The 14782-nt window shown below is 71.3% G+C and carries 12 protein-coding genes; 9 read left to right on the top strand and 3 right to left on the bottom strand.

Annotated elements, in window-relative coordinates:
* Entirely contained in the window at positions 1-2451 is a 2451-nt protein-coding gene (locus ACYU7L_RS18225) for an ABC transporter permease (RefSeq protein WP_460799657.1), read from the top strand.
* Positions 2452-2569: 118 nt separating this feature from the next.
* Here ACYU7L_RS18225 and ACYU7L_RS18220 read toward each other — a convergent pair whose 3' ends face one another.
* Positions 2570-3823, bottom strand: coding sequence for an alpha/beta hydrolase fold domain-containing protein (locus tag ACYU7L_RS18220; RefSeq protein WP_460799655.1), 1254 nt, complete (start codon positions 3821-3823; stop codon positions 2570-2572).
* Positions 3824-3959: 136 nt separating this feature from the next.
* On the opposite strand from ACYU7L_RS18220, the gene ACYU7L_RS18215 reads away from it, so the two are divergent.
* On the top strand, positions 3960-5372 hold the full coding sequence (locus ACYU7L_RS18215) for a WS/DGAT/MGAT family O-acyltransferase (RefSeq protein WP_460799653.1): 1413 nt from the start codon (positions 3960-3962) through the stop codon (positions 5370-5372).
* Here the strand turns inward: ACYU7L_RS18215 and ACYU7L_RS18210 are convergent.
* Both ACYU7L_RS18210 and kstD read right to left on the bottom strand, forming a co-directional pair.
* Positions 5332-6300, bottom strand: a complete 969-nt coding sequence (locus tag ACYU7L_RS18210) for an alpha/beta fold hydrolase (protein WP_460799650.1) — start codon at positions 6298-6300, stop codon at positions 5332-5334. The two genes, ACYU7L_RS18215 and ACYU7L_RS18210, sit on opposite strands and share 41 nt — an antisense overlap.
* Positions 6301-6307: 7 nt before the next feature.
* The gene (kstD, locus tag ACYU7L_RS18205) at positions 6308-8041 is read right to left on the bottom strand and encodes a 3-oxosteroid 1-dehydrogenase (RefSeq protein WP_460799648.1); all 1734 of its coding nucleotides are present in this window, start codon (positions 8039-8041) and stop codon (positions 6308-6310) included.
* A gap of 260 nt (positions 8042-8301) precedes the next feature.
* Here kstD and hsaA point away from each other — a divergent pair, with 260 nt between their 5' ends.
* The 7 genes from hsaA (at position 8302) to ACYU7L_RS18170 (ending at position 14756) form a co-directional block, all read left to right on the top strand.
* Entirely contained in the window at positions 8302-9468 is a 1167-nt protein-coding gene (hsaA, locus tag ACYU7L_RS18200) for a 3-hydroxy-9,10-secoandrosta-1,3,5(10)-triene-9,17-dione monooxygenase oxygenase subunit (RefSeq protein WP_460799645.1), read from the top strand.
* A 3-nt stretch (positions 9469-9471) separates the two neighbouring features.
* A complete protein-coding gene (gene hsaD / locus ACYU7L_RS18195) occupies positions 9472-10371 on the top strand; it encodes a 4,5:9,10-diseco-3-hydroxy-5,9,17-trioxoandrosta-1(10),2-diene-4-oate hydrolase (protein WP_460799643.1) in 900 nt (299 codons plus the stop codon).
* An 11-nt stretch (positions 10372-10382) separates the two neighbouring features.
* Positions 10383-11276, top strand: coding sequence for an iron-dependent extradiol dioxygenase HsaC (gene hsaC, locus ACYU7L_RS18190; RefSeq protein ID WP_460799640.1), 894 nt, complete (start codon positions 10383-10385; stop codon positions 11274-11276).
* 17 nt (positions 11277-11293) lie between these two features.
* Positions 11294-11914: a flavin reductase family protein gene (locus ACYU7L_RS18185; RefSeq protein ID WP_460799638.1), complete on the top strand. Its 621-nt coding sequence runs from the start codon at positions 11294-11296 to the stop codon at positions 11912-11914.
* Between the two features lie 157 nt (positions 11915-12071).
* On the top strand, positions 12072-13028 hold the full coding sequence (locus ACYU7L_RS18180) for a hypothetical protein (RefSeq protein WP_460799634.1): 957 nt from the start codon (positions 12072-12074) through the stop codon (positions 13026-13028).
* Positions 13029-13179: 151 nt separating this feature from the next.
* Positions 13180-13692: an RNA polymerase sigma factor gene (locus ACYU7L_RS18175; RefSeq protein WP_460799630.1), complete on the top strand. Its 513-nt coding sequence runs from the start codon at positions 13180-13182 to the stop codon at positions 13690-13692.
* Complete coding sequence (locus ACYU7L_RS18170) at positions 13689-14756, top strand: hypothetical protein (RefSeq protein WP_460799628.1); 1068 nt, start codon at positions 13689-13691, stop codon at positions 14754-14756. The genes ACYU7L_RS18175 and ACYU7L_RS18170 overlap by 4 nt, the downstream gene beginning before the upstream one ends.
* The last annotated feature ends 26 nt before the right edge of the window (positions 14757-14782 follow it).

The following is a 14782-nucleotide window of genomic DNA, read 5'->3' as shown; positions in this document are numbered from 1 at the left end:
ATGGCGACGGGTACGACGCTCTGGCTGCGCTGGTCGTGGCGCGACCTGCGCCGGCGCTGGACGGCCGTCATCGCGATCGCGGCCGTGATCGCGCTGGGCACCGGCACCTATGCCGCCCTGCTGGGCAGCTCCGCGTGGCGCACCCAGTCCAACGACGCGAGCTTCGCCCTCTTGGACGTCCACGACCTGCGCGCCGCGCTGCCGAGCGGCAGCATGACCGAGGAGGGGCGGCTGCTCGAGATCGTGGCCGGGCTGCCACACAGCGACCACGTGGTGGGGGCCCGGGAGCGGCTGGTCGTGCCCACCCAGGTGGCGGGCCCCGACGGACTGCTGGTCCCGGGTGAGCTGATCGGCACCGACGCCCGGCCCGGCCCCGGAGTCGACGGGGTGAACATCAACACCGGGCGCGGCTTCGCCGACGGGGACGAGGGCGAAGAGGGCGACGAGGGACAGCTCACCGTCGTCGCCGACTTCGCGTTCGCCAAGGCCAACGACCTTCCCCTCGGTGCCGAGCTCACCCTCTCCGGTGGCGCGCGGGTCGAGATGGTGGGCCGGGGCCAGGCGCCGGAGTACCTGATCCTGAGCGGGGGCCAGGGCGGGTTGCCGTTCCTCACCCAGAAGTCCTACGGAGTGCTGTTCTCCTCGCTGCACACCGCACAGCAGGCCACCGCCAACTCCGGTCGGGTCAACGACGTGGTCCTCACGCTGAGGCCCGGCGCCGATCGAGAGACCGTCCTCAAGGAGCTCGACGCGGCGCTTGCCGCCGCCCGGCCGCCGCTCGCCGCCGACGTCACCACTCGTGACGAGATCAGCGCCTACCGCGTGCTGTACGACGACATCGACGGCGACGAGCGGCTGTGGCGGGTGATCGCGCTGCTCGTGCTGGTGGGTGCGGCCTTCGCTGCCATGAACCTGACGACGCGGATCGTCGAGGCCCAGCGGCGCGAGATCGGCATCGGCATGGCGTTGGGAGTCCGGCCGGCGCTGCTCGCCGTACGTCCGCTGCTCTTCGGCGCCCAGATCGCTCTGCTCGGCGTCGGCCTGGGGCTGGTCGCCGGCTGGGCGATCTCGATCCCGCTGCGAGGGGTGTTCGTCGAGATGGTCCCGCTGCCTGTCTGGCGGACCCCCCTGCAAGTCGATGTGTTCGCGCAGGCGGCCGCGCTCGGCTTCGTGCTGCCGTTCGTGGCCATCGCCTGGCCGGTGTGGCGGGCGCTGCGGGTGCAGCCCGTCGACGCGATCCGCGTCGGTCATCTCGCGGCTCGGGGCGGTGGGCTGGCGCCGCTGCTGAGTCGGCTGCGGGTGCCGGGGCGGGGCTACTGGCAGGTGCCGCTGCGCAACGTCCTGCGCACCCCCAGACGCAGCGCACTCACCGCCCTGGGCATCGCGACGGCGATCACGACCCTGGTGACGACGGTCGGGCTGCTCGACACCTTCGGAGCCACCCTGAATCGTGCCGAGGAGGAGATGCTCCACGCCGCCCCCGACCGGGTCAGTGTCTCCCTCGACACCTTCCAGCCGCGCGACGGTGAGGTCGTACAGGCCGTCGAGGGTCTGCCCGAGACCGGGGCCGTCGAGAGAGGCCTCCTGCTGGCCGGTGAGGCCACCGGACGGGGAGGAGAGGGCGTCGAGCTGATCATCGAGATGCTTCCCGATGACGCCACCTGGACGCCGACCCTCGTCGCCGGGTCTCGAGACGGTGGCCTGGTGCTGGCCGAGAAGGCTGCGACGGACCTCGGGGTCGGGGTGGGGGACACGGTGCTCGTCGAGCACCCCCAGGCCACCCCGGACGGCCTGCAGACCATCAGCAGCGAGCTCCCGGTCGTCGGTCTCCACCCGGATCCGATGCGGATGTTCGCCTACCTCGACCCGGTCTACGCCGACGCGTTCGGGCTGGCCGGGCTCACCAACACGCTCAGCGTCCAGCCGGCCGACGGCGTCCCCTCCGAGGGCGTACGGCGATCACTGCTCGAGGTGCCGCACGTCGCCTCGGCCCAGACGCCGTACGCCGCGACCGAAGGCATGCGCGCGACCCTGGACGAGTTCGTCGGCATCCTCAACGTGGCAGCGCTGATCACGCTGCTGCTGGCCCTGCTGATCGCGTTCAACACCACGTCGATCGCCGTGGACGAGCGAGCGCGGGAGCACGCGACGATGCTTGCCTTCGGGCTGCCGGTGCGGACGGTGCTCGGTCTCACCGCGCTCGAGACCGTCGTGGTCGGCGCGGCGGGGACGCTGGTCGGCATCGGCGGGGGCTATCTCGTGTTGCGCTGGATGGCAGCGACGACCATCGCCGAGGTGATGCCCGAGATCGGCGTCACGGCCACGGTCGCGGGAGCCACCGTCGTCGAGGCACTCGCGCTGGGTGTCCTCACGGTCGCCCTGGCACCCTTGCTCACCCTCGGCCGGCTGCGGCGCACCGACATCCCGTCGGCCCTGCGCGTCATGGAGTGAGCCACGCGCTGCCGGCTCGGCGGTGAAACTGCGCCGGCTCGGCGGTGAAACTGCGCCGGCTGGGCGGTGAAACTGCGCCGACTGGGCGGTGAAACCGCGCCGACTGGGCGGGTGGGGGTCAGGCTGAGGTGGGCTCGGCGTCCTTGCGCTGGCTGCGGTAGCTGTTCCAGTGCCAGTTCAGGTAGCGCTCGATGGCGCGCACCACGTGGGCGCTGCGGATCGACGGGAAGATGTCGAACGCGTGCTGGGCGCCGGGCAGCTCGGCGTAGACGACGCTGGCGCGGGTCTTGGTGCGCAGCTCGTGCACGAAGAGGCGCGCCTGCTCGACGTTGACCAGCGTGTCCTGCGAGCCGTGGATGACGAAGAAGTCCGGCGCGTCCGGGGTGATCCGCAGGATGGGGGAGCCCGCCTCGAAGATCTCCGGGGCCTCGGACCACTTCTTGCGCACGATGTACGGCGCGAGGAACGTGTCGCGCATCAGCACGGCGCTGCGCAGGCCCGTGGACCCCGCCAGGTCGTAGACGCCGTAGTGGGGGAGCGCCGCCTGGACGGAGGTGTCGGCCTCCTCGAACCCCGGCTGGTAGGCCGGGTCGTTCGGCGTGAGCGCGGCGAGGGCGGTGAGGTGGCCGCCCGCGGATCCGCCGGTGATGGCGAGGTAGTCGGGGTTGCCGCCGTACTGCTCGATGTTCTCCCGCACCCACGCGATCGCGCGCTTCACGTCGATGATCTGCGCGGGGAACGGGTGCTTGGGGGCGAGGCGGTAGTTGATCGCCACGCAGACCCAGCCCTTCGCGGCCATGTGCTGCATCAGCGGGACGCCCTGCTGGTCCTTGCGGCCGATCGCCCAGCCGCCGCCGTGCACCTGCAGGAGCACGGGGGCGTTGCTGATGTCGCCGTCGGCGGCGCTGTAGATGTCGAGGTGCCCGCGGCGACCGCCCTCGGTGAAGGCGATGTTGCGCTGCACGCGCACCCGCACGTCCTTCATCCGGAACGGGTTCGCCAGCTTGCGCCACGGCGTGGCCAGCTCGGCAGGGGTGGGCGGCGTGTCGAGCTGCTCGACGTAGTCCACGCCGATGCCCTCCTCCAGCGCCGTCTCGACGTCGTCCTTGACCTGCTGGCCCTGCCGGATCATCCAGGCCAGCCCGGCCGCGCTGCCCGCCGCGAGCAGGAGGCCGGCACGATCACGCGCACCCCGACCGCGTACGACGTGCGCCGCGGCGTCGCCGGCGGTGATCGCGAGCAGCTGCGGGGCCAGCTCGGAGGTGAGCCAGCCGGCGAAGAAGGCCGGGATGCCGGGGCGGAAGCCCGGCACCGGACGCAGCGCGTTGGCGGTGAGAGCGGCGGTCACGATCTGGCGGCGAAGGAAACCCACGCCTCGATGTTAGGCCCCGGCCCGGGCCCACCGGCGACCCCGGGTCCGCTGACCGGACGCTCTGGCGCAACGCGCCCCGCCCGGAGATAATGAGAACCTGTTCTAATTCTGCGCTGGAGATCCCTGGGGGAGCACCATGGAACGTCTGTCCGGTCTCGACGCGAGCTTCCTCTACCTGGAGACCCCCGCGCAGCTGATGCACGTGTGCGGGCTCATCCTGCTCGACCCCGCGACGATCCCGGGCGGCTACGACTTCCGTGAGTTCCGCGACGAGCTGGAGCGGCGGGTGATCGACGTCCCGGAGTTCACTCGCAAGCTGCGCCGGGTGCCGATGGGGCTGGACCACCCGATCTGGGTGCAGGACCGCAACTTCGACATCGACCGCCACGTGCACCGCGTCGCGGTGCCGCAGCCGGGGGGCTACGACGAGCTCACCGAGCTGACCGGTCACCTGGCCGGCCTGCCGCTGGACCGGTCCCGGCCGCTGTGGGAGCTGTGGGTGATCGAAGGCTTCGACACCGACAAGGTCGTGGTCTTCATGAAGATGCACCACGCCACCGTCGACGGGGTCTCGGGCGCCAACCTGATCTCCCACCTGTGCAGCCTCGAGCCCGACGCCCCTCCGGTGATGACCTCCGACGACAAGCCGCGTGCCGGTCGCGACCCCGACCAGGTGGAGCTGTTTGGCCGGGCGCTGGTGAGCACCGCGGTGAAGCCGTTCACGGTCGTCAAGCTGCTCGCCCCCTCGGTGCAGCTGATCGGGCGCACGATCGGCAAGGCCCTGGAGGGTACGGCGATGGCGGCGCCGTTCTCGGCGCCCCGCACGTCGTTCAACGGCACGATCACCAGCCACCGCTCGATCGCCTTCGCCGACATGGACCTCGACGCGGTCCGCGCGATCAAGACGGCCACCGGCACCACCGTCAACGACGTGGTGCTGGCCATCGCCGGCGGGGCGCTGCGCTCCTACCTCGACGCGCGCGGCGAGCTCCCGTCGTCGTCGCTGCTGGCCACGGTGCCGGTCTCGGTGCGCGACAGCTCGAAGCGCTCCTCGGGAGCCAACAAGGTGTCCGCGCTCTTCGCCAACCTCGGCACCGACGTCGAGGACCCGCTCGAGCGGCTTCAGGAGATGGCAGAGAACAACCGGCACGCCAAGGAGCACCACGACGCGATCAGCGCCGACGCGCTGCAGGACTGGGCGGAGTTCGCCGCACCCCGCACGTTCGGGCTCGCGATGCGCGCCTACGCCGGGTGGAAGCTGCCCGAGAAGCACCCGGTGATCCACAACCTGGTGATCTCCAACGTCCCGGGGCCGCCGGTCCCGCTCTACTACATGGGCGCCCGGATCCTGGGGCTCTACCCGCTCGGTCCGGTCTTCCACGGGGCCGGGCTCAACATCACCGTGATCTCGCACAACGGCGCCCTCCACATCGGCATCATCGCGTGCCGCGAGTCGATGCCCCACGTGGATGAGCTGGTGCGGCTGTTCCCCGACGAGCTGGAGCGGCTCAGGAAGGCCGTGGCCGCCCAGACGTCCGTCGACGGCTGAAGTCGCGCCCCCGCGCCACCACGGTCGCGGTCGCCTCCAGCAGCGCCGGGACGAACAGCTCGGACTCGATCGTGCAGGCCGCGTGCCCGGCGTCGATGTCGTGGACCGTCGCACCGGGGATCAGCCGCGCCAGCGCGAGCTGCCGGTCGAAGGGGATCACCCGGTCGCGGCGCGTGGCGACGACGGCAGTGGGCGCGTCGATGCGGGCGAGCCAGGGGCGGGAGTGGTGGCGCCCCAGTGCCGCGACGGCGGTGGCGACGGCCCACGGGCTGGTCTGGCGGAACTCCGCCAGCGCCCACTCGTAGAGGTCGTCGGGCACGTCGCCCAGCGCCTGGGCCGCCGAGCGCGACGCGCGCACCGCCGTACGCGAGGTCGAGATGCCGCGGGCGCCCACCATCGCGAGCTCGACGCCGGCGTGAAACGCGCGCTCGTGGGCGTGGGTGCGGAAGTGGGCGGTGCTCGCGCAGAGCACGAGGCCGGCCGTCCGGTCGGGGTGCTGGCGCCAGACCCGCTGGGCGATGATCGAGCCCATCGAGTAGCCCCCGATCACCGCCTCCTCGATCTCGAGCACGTCGAGCAGCGCCGCCACGTCGTCCGCGCAGTCATAGAGCGAGAACGTCGGGGAGTGGATGCCCCGCCCGTGCCAGCGCTGGTCGAGCGTGATCACCCGATAGCGCTCGGAGAGCGCCTTGATCGCGGGGAACCAGGTCAGCAGCCCGGTACAGCCGACCGCGTGCAGCAGCACGATCGTCGGCGCCTTCTCGCTCGGCCCCGGCGTGTCCGTGACGTACGTCGAGCCCCGCCCGGGCAGCTCGACCATCCTCCCCTGGGGGATCGGCACCCAGGGGAGGTAGACCCGTCGCCGTGCGATCTGCTGCGGCATCACGGGCCGCACGAGCGCGGCGACGGAGCGGGGGAGAGCCGGCACGGGCGCCTCAGGAGGCCTCGGCGGTGGCGCCGCGGCGAGAGCCGGTGTCCGCGGAGGAGTCCGCGATGTGGTGCGCCGCGATGTAGCCGAACGTCATCGCCGGCCCGATCGTGGCGCCGGCGCCGGCGTAGGTGCGGCCCATCACGGCCGACGACACGTTGCCGGCGGCGTAGAGGCCCTCGATCACGGAGCCGTCCTCGCGCAGCGCCCGGGCGTGCTCGTCGGTGACGATGCCGCCCTTGGTGCCGAGGTCGCCCGGCACCATCTTCACGGCGTAGAACGGCCCCTGGTCGATGACGCCCAGCGACGGGTTGGGCTTGGACCTCGGGTCGCCGTAGTACTTGTCGTAGGCCGAGTCGCCGCGGCCGAAGTCGAGGTCCTTGCCGGTGCGCGCCATCTGGTTGAAGCGCTCCGCGGTCTGCGTCAGCGTGTCGGCCGGGACGCCGATCTTCTCGGCGAGCTCGCGCAGCGAGTCGCCCTTCACGATCGAGCCGGACTTGTACCAGCGGCCCGGGAAGGGCTGACGCGGGCTGAGCCCGGCGAAGAGGTAGCGGTTGCGGTAGCGCTGGTCGATGATCATCCAGGACGGGACGTGCTCGATCCCGGTCCTCTCGGCGTTGTCATACATCGCGTGCACCGCGTCGACGTACGGCGCGGCCTCGTTGCTGAAGCGCTTGCCGGCCTGGTTGACGATCATCGAGCCGGGCAGGTTGCGCTCGGCGAGGCAGAACCACGGGCCGGACGGCAGCGGGATCGACGGGCCCCACCAGGCGTCGTCCATCAGGTCCAGCGCCGCACCCGCGCGGATGCCGGCGTTGATGCCGTCGCCGGTGTTGCCGGCCGCGCCGGTCGTCCACTCGGAGCCGATCGGGCCGCGCTGGTACTGCTGGCGCATCTCGGCGTTGTGCTCGAAGCCGCCCGAGGCCAGGATCACGCCGCGGCGGGCGCGGATGACCTGCTCGCTGCCCTCGCGGGTGACCTTGACGCCGACGACGCGGCCGTCCTCGACGACCAGGTCGGTCAGGGGCGTCTCGTACCAGACGGGGATGCCGGCATCCATCAGGCCCTTGCGCATCCCGATCATCATCGCGTTGCCCATGCCGTACATCTTCTTGCCGCGCGCGAGCGTGATCGTGCGGCGCAGCATCGCCTTGATCATCGTCAGCGGGAAGCGGAAGGAGCGCAGCCCGAGGCTGATCTTGCGGTAGTCGGCCTGGCCGATGACCAGCCCGACCGGCGCCTTCGTGTAGGGCTTGGTGAGCCGCTTGAGCTCGTCGCCGAGGATGTTGCCGTCGATCGGCTTCGGCTCGACGCTGCGCCCGCTGGCGCGACCGCCGGTGGCCTCGGGGTAGTAGTCGGAGTACTGCGGCACCCACATGAAGTCGGCCGCCGAGTTGTCGGTGACGAACTTCAGCATCTCCGGGCCGCGGTCGACGAAGGCGTCGATGCGCTCCTGGGGCACCACGTCGCCGATCACCTCGTAGAGGTAGGCGCGGGTCTCGGAGTCCGGGTTGCCCTGGCCTGCCGCCGTGAGCGCGTGGTTGTTGGGGATCCAGACCCCGCCGCCGGAACGCGCGGTGGAGCCGCCGAAGCCGTCGGTCTTCTCGATGACGACCGTGTCCAGGCCGCGGTGCTTCGCGGCGAGCGCGGCGGTCATGCCGGCCCCGCCGGTGCCGACGACCACCACGTCCACGGTCGTCTCGGGCGTTGCGGGCCCCGGGGTGAGGGACTCTGCGGTCACGTGCGCTCCTGATGCTCTGCGGGCTGCTGGCCTGATGGGTGTGTCAGGCAATAGGTGTCTGGCGGATCAAAGGTTCCATTCGGCCTCGCTCCCGCGTCCACACGATCGCCCGGTGAGTGGGAGTCGGTGCCTGTCAGGCGATCCGGGCGGGTTCCATGGCGTCTGGAAATGGCGTCTGGACGAGGTGGCCTCGACCTTACGAACTATTTAGAACGTGTTCTAGTATGGCAGCACCGAACCACGCGATCTCAGGAGAGCCGATGTCCCAGCAAGTCCTCGACGGGGTCCGCGACCTGCTTCCCACCTTCCGGGAGCGGGCCGACGAGACCGAGCGACTGCGCGTCGTCCCCGAGTCGTCGGTCAAGGAGCTCGAGGAGACCGGCTTCTTCCGGCTGCTGCAGCCCCAGCGCTTCGACGGACTCGAGGCCGACCCGATCGACTTCTACACCGCCGTGCGCGACATCGCCTCGGCCTGCGGCTCGACCGGCTGGGTCTCCAGCGTGCTGGGCGTGCACCCCTGGCAGGTCGCGCTCTTCGCCGACGAGGCCCAGCAGGCGGTGTGGGGCTCCGACACCTCCGCGCGCCTCTCCTCGTCGTATGCCCCCACCGGCCGGGCGGTCGTCGCCGAGGGCGGCTACACGCTCTCGGGCAAGTGGAGCTTCTCCTCGGGCTGCGACCACGCCACCTGGGTGCTGCTCGGCGGGCTGGTCTTCAACGCCGAGGGCCAGGTCGTGGACTTCAAGACGTTCATGGTGCCGCGCAAGGACTACCGGATCATCGACGTGTGGAACACCGTCGGCCTGCGCGGGACCGGCTCCAACGACATCGTCGTGGACGACGTGTTCATCCCCGACGCGTTCACGCTCTCGATGAGCGACACCGGGCGCTGCTTCGGCCCCGGCCAGGAGCAGAACACCTCCGACCTCTACAAGCTGCCCTTCCACTCGCTGTTCACCAGCACGATCACCACGCCGATCATCGGCATGGCGATGGGGGCGTACGACGAGCACGTCGACATGCAGCGCAAGCGGGTGCGCGCGTCGTACATCGGGGAGAAGGCGTCGCTCGACCCCTTCGCGGCGGTCCGCATCGCCCGCGCCTCCAGCGAGATCGACGCGGCCTGGGCGCTGCTGACCAACAACATCCGCGAGGAGCAGGCCCACGTCGCCCGCGGCGAGAAGATCCCGCTGACGCTGCGCCTCAAGGTGCGTCGCGACCAGGTGGTCGGCACCGAGCGCGCCATCGAGGCGATCGACGCGCTCTTCGAGGCCTCCGGCGGCCGCGCGCTCGCCGAGGGCACCTACCTGCAGCGCGCCTGGCGCGACTCCCACGCCGGCCGGGTGCACGCGGCCAACGACCCCGAGCGCGCCCTGCAGATGTACGGCGCATCGGAGTTCGGCCACAAGGTCGACCCGGGGATGTACTGAGCGATGACCTCTCTTCAGGAGACGACAAGGCGGTCGGCGAAGGCCGGCGACCTCACGCTCAACTACTACGAGGCGGGGGAGTCCCGCGTCGGTCCCGACGGCCCCTTGGGCGGGGGACTGCCGCTGGTGATGCTGCACGGCGGCGGACCGGGCGCCTCGGCGTGGTCCAACTTCGGCGCCGCGCTGCCGGGCTTCGCCGAGGACTTCCGCACGCTGCTGGTCGACCAGCCCGGCTTCGGCGCCTCGGACAAGCCCGAGATCGTCGGCAACTACTACCGGTTCTCCGCCGACGCGCTGGCCGCGCTGCTCGACGAGCTCGGCATCGAGCGGATCCACCTGCTCGGCAACAGCCTCGGCGGCGGCACCGCGGTCCGGTTCGCCCTCGAGCACCCCAAGCGGGTCGGTCGGCTGATCCTGATGGGGCCGGGCGGGCTCTCGCTCAACCTGTTCCACGCCGACCCCACCGAGGGCATCAAGCGGCTCTACGACTTCGCGGGCAACCCGTCGCGCGAGGCGCTGCGGGCGTTCATCTCCACGATGGTCGTCAACCAGGCGCTGGTCACCGACGAGCTGGTCGAGGAGCGCTTCGCCGACGCGACGGCGCCCGGTGCGCGGGAGGCGATGGCGTCGATGGGCGCGTCGTTCATGAAGCCCGAGACCTTCGAGGACGGGCTGCTGTGGCGCGAGGCGCACCGCATCCGCCAGCACACGCTGCTCACCTGGGGCCGCGAGGACCGGGTCAACCCCCTCGACGGCGCCTTCGCGGCGCTGAAGCTGATCCCGAAGGCGTCGCTGCACGTCTTCCCCAACTGCGGCCACTGGGCCCAGATCGAGGCCGCCGCGGAGTTCCGCGCGGTGGCCACCAACTACCTCGCGATGCACCGCGAGAAGCCGAAGGGCTAGGGAGGGAGAACATGGACATCCGCGCACTGGGATACGTCCGCGTCGCCAGCACGGACCTGGAGAAGTGGCGACACTTCGCAGGCAAGGTGCTCGGCCTCGCCGAGGGACGTGGCCCGGACCCGGCCAACCTCTACTACCGGATGGACGCGCTGTCCGCACGGATCGTCATCGAGCCCAGCGACCGCGACTGCCTGGCCGCGATGGGCTGGGAGGTCCCCGACCACCGGGCGCTCGCCGTCGCGCTCGACGAGCTCAAGCACCACGGTGTCGAGGTCCACGAGGCCACGCCGGAGGAGCTCAAGGAGCGGCGCGTCGAGGGCATGATCCGGTTCGAGGACCCGTGGGAGAACGTCTTCGAGCTCTACCACGGGGTGACCTACGAGTCGCGCCCCGTCGTCACGCCGTACGCCAACACGTTCGTCACCGGCGACCAGGGCCTCGGCCACATCGTCGTACCGGTGGGCGACGACGAGGCGGCGCTGAAGTTCTACGAGGACGTGCTCGGCTTCCGGCTGCGCGACTCGATGCGGATGCCCGGCGAGTTCGTCGGCAAGGAGCCCGGCTCGACCGCATGGCTGCGCTTCCTGGGCTGCAACCCGCGCCACCACTCGCTGGCGTTCCTGCCGATGCCCAACCCGGCCAAGTGCGTGCACATCATGATGGAGGTCGACAAGCTCGACGACGTCGGCCGCGCGCTGGAGCGGGTGCGCAAGCACAACGTGCCGCTGTCGGCGACGCTGGGGCGCCACATGAACGACGAGATGGTGTCGTTCTACGTGAAGTCACCCGGCGGCTTCGACGTCGAGTACGGCACCGAGGGGATGACCGTCGACGACGCGAAGTGGGTCGCGCGCGAGTCGACGGCCGTGTCCTACTGGGGGCATGACTTCAGCGTGGGGCACTGAGGTTAAGAATGGACCTCATGTCTGATCACGAGATCCCCGAGGGAATGCGCGAGGACGCCCAGGCGTCCTGGCCGCCGCAGGAGCTCATCGAGTCGTTCCTGGGCAAGGTCGACTTCGAGTTCCGTGCGGGCGAGCACTTCGCCGTCCCGGCGGACGACGAGACGGCGCAGGCCCAGGCGCGCAAGTTCCGCGACGTCCTGGGCAGGTATGCCAGCGGGGTGACCGTGGTGACCACCGTCTCCGGCGGCGAGCCGGTCGGGATGACCTGCCAGTCGTTCACCAGCGTCTCGCTCGACCCGCCGCTGGTGGCGTTCCTGCCGATGCGCACCTCGCGCGCCTTCGCCGCGATCCGCAACGCGGGGAAGTTCTGCGTGAACTTCCTGGCCGCCGACCAGATCGACATCTCCAACGCGATGGCCAGCCGCGCCGAGGACAAGTTCGCCGGCGTCTCGTGGGCGCCGTCGCAGACGGGCTCGCCGCTGCTCGAGGGCATCGTCGGGTATGTCGACTGCACCGTCCACGCCATCCACGAGGCCGGCGACCACTACATCGTCGTCGGCCGCGTCCAGGACCTCGACGTCACCGACAACAACGACCCGCTGCTGTTCTTCCAGGGCAAGTACCGCACCACCACCTGAGCAGGTCACGTCAGGTCAGGGCTCAGCCGGGCCCCAAGCCCGCCGACCCGTCACTCCCTCGACCGTTTTCGCGGCGTGTCGCGGAGGGAGTGACGGGTCGATCTGCGCCTGTGGATGAGCTCGGCGGCGTCGCGCCGTCCTTGGGCAGTCTGAGCGAATGCATGCGTACGACGAGCTGCCGCTGGCGCTGCCGGACTCCCACCCGCGACTCCCGCTGGCGCGCCCCTTCACCCTCGCGCAGGCCCGTGACGTCGGGGTCAGCCGCGACGAGCTCACGACCCTGTGCGCGCACGGGATCCTGCGCCGCCCGCTTCTCGGTGTCTATGTCGACAATGCCGTCCCCGACACGACGCTGACCCGGGTCCAGGCACTCTCCCTGGTGCTGCCTGAGGACGCGGTGGTCACCGAGGAGACGGCCTGCTGGGTCTACGGCCTCGACCTCGACCCGCCGGGAGCGCGCTGGGTGGCGGCGCCCCTGCGGGTGTTCCGGACACCCGGCTCGACCCGGATCCGCAAGCTGGGCTGCGACGGCGGCGAGCGGACGCTGCGCCCCGAGGACGTCGCGGAAGTGGCCGGGATCCGGGTGCTGTCGCCGGTGCGGCTCGCGCTCGACATGGCGCGGCTGCGTCCGCGCGACCAGGCGCTGGCGGCGCTCGACCAGATCCGCCGGCACCTGGGCGTGGGGCTGGACGAGCTGATCGAGCGGCTCCCGGACTTCAAGGGCGCGCGCGGCATCGTCCAGGGCCGCGAGCTGGTGCCGCTGTCGGATCCGCGCGCGGAGTCCCAGGCGGAGTCCTTCGTCCGGATCCGCTGCCGCGACGCCGGGCTGATCCTCGAACCGCAGCTGGAGGTACGCCGCCACGACGGCTGGCTGGAGCGGGCCTACCTCGACCTGGGGGACGGGATCCGCCGCTTCGCCGTGGAGTACGACGGGCGCGCCTGGCACGAGAGCGACGAGCAGCGCGCCCGCGACCGACGTCGCCGGGCCTGGGTCCGCGAGGAGCACGGCTTCGGCATCTGCGTCCTCACCGACCGCGACGTCTACGGCGTGCCCCGCGAGCAGACCGCGCACGTCGTACGCAAGGCCCTGGAGCAGCACCTGAGAGGCCCCTGACCCGCCGACCCGTCACTCCCTCGACCAGACACGCCGGGTACGGCGGCGCGAGTGACGGGTCGGCGCGGACGGGGAGGTGGCCGCCGGGGGTGCTCGTGCGATAGGGCTGACTCTCATGGAACCTGACCGGCCCCTGCAGCGTGACAGGGGTGTGGAGACGGACGAGGTGGCTGCCCTGTATGCCCGCGCCTGCCCGGCGCTGGTGGGGCTGCTGACCGCGATCGGCGGCAGCCGCGCCGATGCAGAGGAGGTCGCCCAGGATGCGTTCGCGCGCGTGCTGGAGCACTGGCGCAAGGTGCGGGAGTACGACGATCCCGAGGCGTGGCTGCGCACGGTCGCCGTGCGGCTACTCGTGTCGAGGCTGCGGCGGCGGCAGGTGGCGGCACGGGGGCTGGGCCTGCTCGCCCGACGAGCTGTGACCGCACCGCCGGCGGTTTCCCCAGGCACAGATCTCGAACTGACGGCGGCCCTGATGGCGCTTCCCGTGGCCCAGCGTGCGGCAGTGGTGCTGCACCACCTGCACGACCTCCCGGTCGACGAGGTCGCCGAGCTGCTCCACGTCCCCACCGGCACGGTGAAGTCGAGGCTGTCGCGCGCCCGCGCGGCACTGGCGCCGTTGCTGGCTGACGAGACACGCGCTGACCAGGAACGGAGCACGAGATGAACGACTTCGGCGACCGGCTGCGCAGGCATGTCGACGAGCTCACTCCGGAGGGGGTGGCGCCGTTCCATGAGGTGTCGTCGCGGCGCGCTCGGCGGCGTCGGCGGCGGCGGGCGGTCCTGGCGGGGGGTGCCGCGATGGCTGCGGTCGTCGCGGTGACAGTGGGTATCGGCGTGGTCGGAGGTGGCGACCCGAGCCCGGATCACCGCGCTGCCGGCTCCTCCCCGAGTCCGAGCGATCGTCCGGATCCGTCGTACACCTGGGGCGACGAGCCGTCGCCGGTCGTGCTCCGTCTGGCGGACGGGGATGTCGCGCTCTCCGCCTGGGGCTACTGCTGGACCGGGCCGCCGAGCCCGCGGGGGACAGCGAAGGGGATCTGTGTCGACAGCCTCGGCCCGAGCACACGTGACCTCCCGAGCGCCGGAGAGCACGATGCCCTCGACTTCTGGTTCGGTCTGAAGGGATGGGACTTCCGAGCGACGTTCACCGAGCTCGACGCGGCCTGCCCGCGCAGCCACACAGTGAGGGCCGAGCGGATCGGTGACCAGACGTTCCGGTTGCAGCCGGCCGGTCCTCCCGGCCGCTATCGGGTGGATCTGTTCGGCACGGGTGAGGCGGGCGACGTGACCACCAGCTTCGCCTGGACCACGCCCGTCGGCGGGCCCGGGGAGGAGCCGTCGGCCCACCTCGCGCTGCTGCGCAAGGCCGGTGACTATGCGGTCGCTCCTCGGATGCAGCTGGTCGTGGAGGGTCTGGGATTCCAGCCCGACGAGGTCGAGGCCGAGGTGGTGGCGAGGACCGCCCGGGGGATCCCGATCGTCGTCGACGCCACGCTGAACCACCCCGGCACGTGCCCCGTCGAGGGGTCGCTGTCCTTCAGCGGTCAGCCCCCGGTCCACCCGGAGGCGACCCTGGGCCCCGCCCCGTTCACCTACGAGGTCAGGCTGACCCTGGACGGCGAGGAGTACGTCGGCACGGCCGTCTGGCCCCGCGACCAGATCAAGGGCCAGCGGCCCCACACCCGGCTCACCTTCACCCCGCCCCTCCCAGGCCCCACCCCCGACTGACGACGACCCGTCACTCGCGCCGCTGC

The organism is Nocardioides pacificus (assembly GCF_054775955.1).
This window is presented reverse-complemented; position numbering and strand designations above follow the sequence as displayed.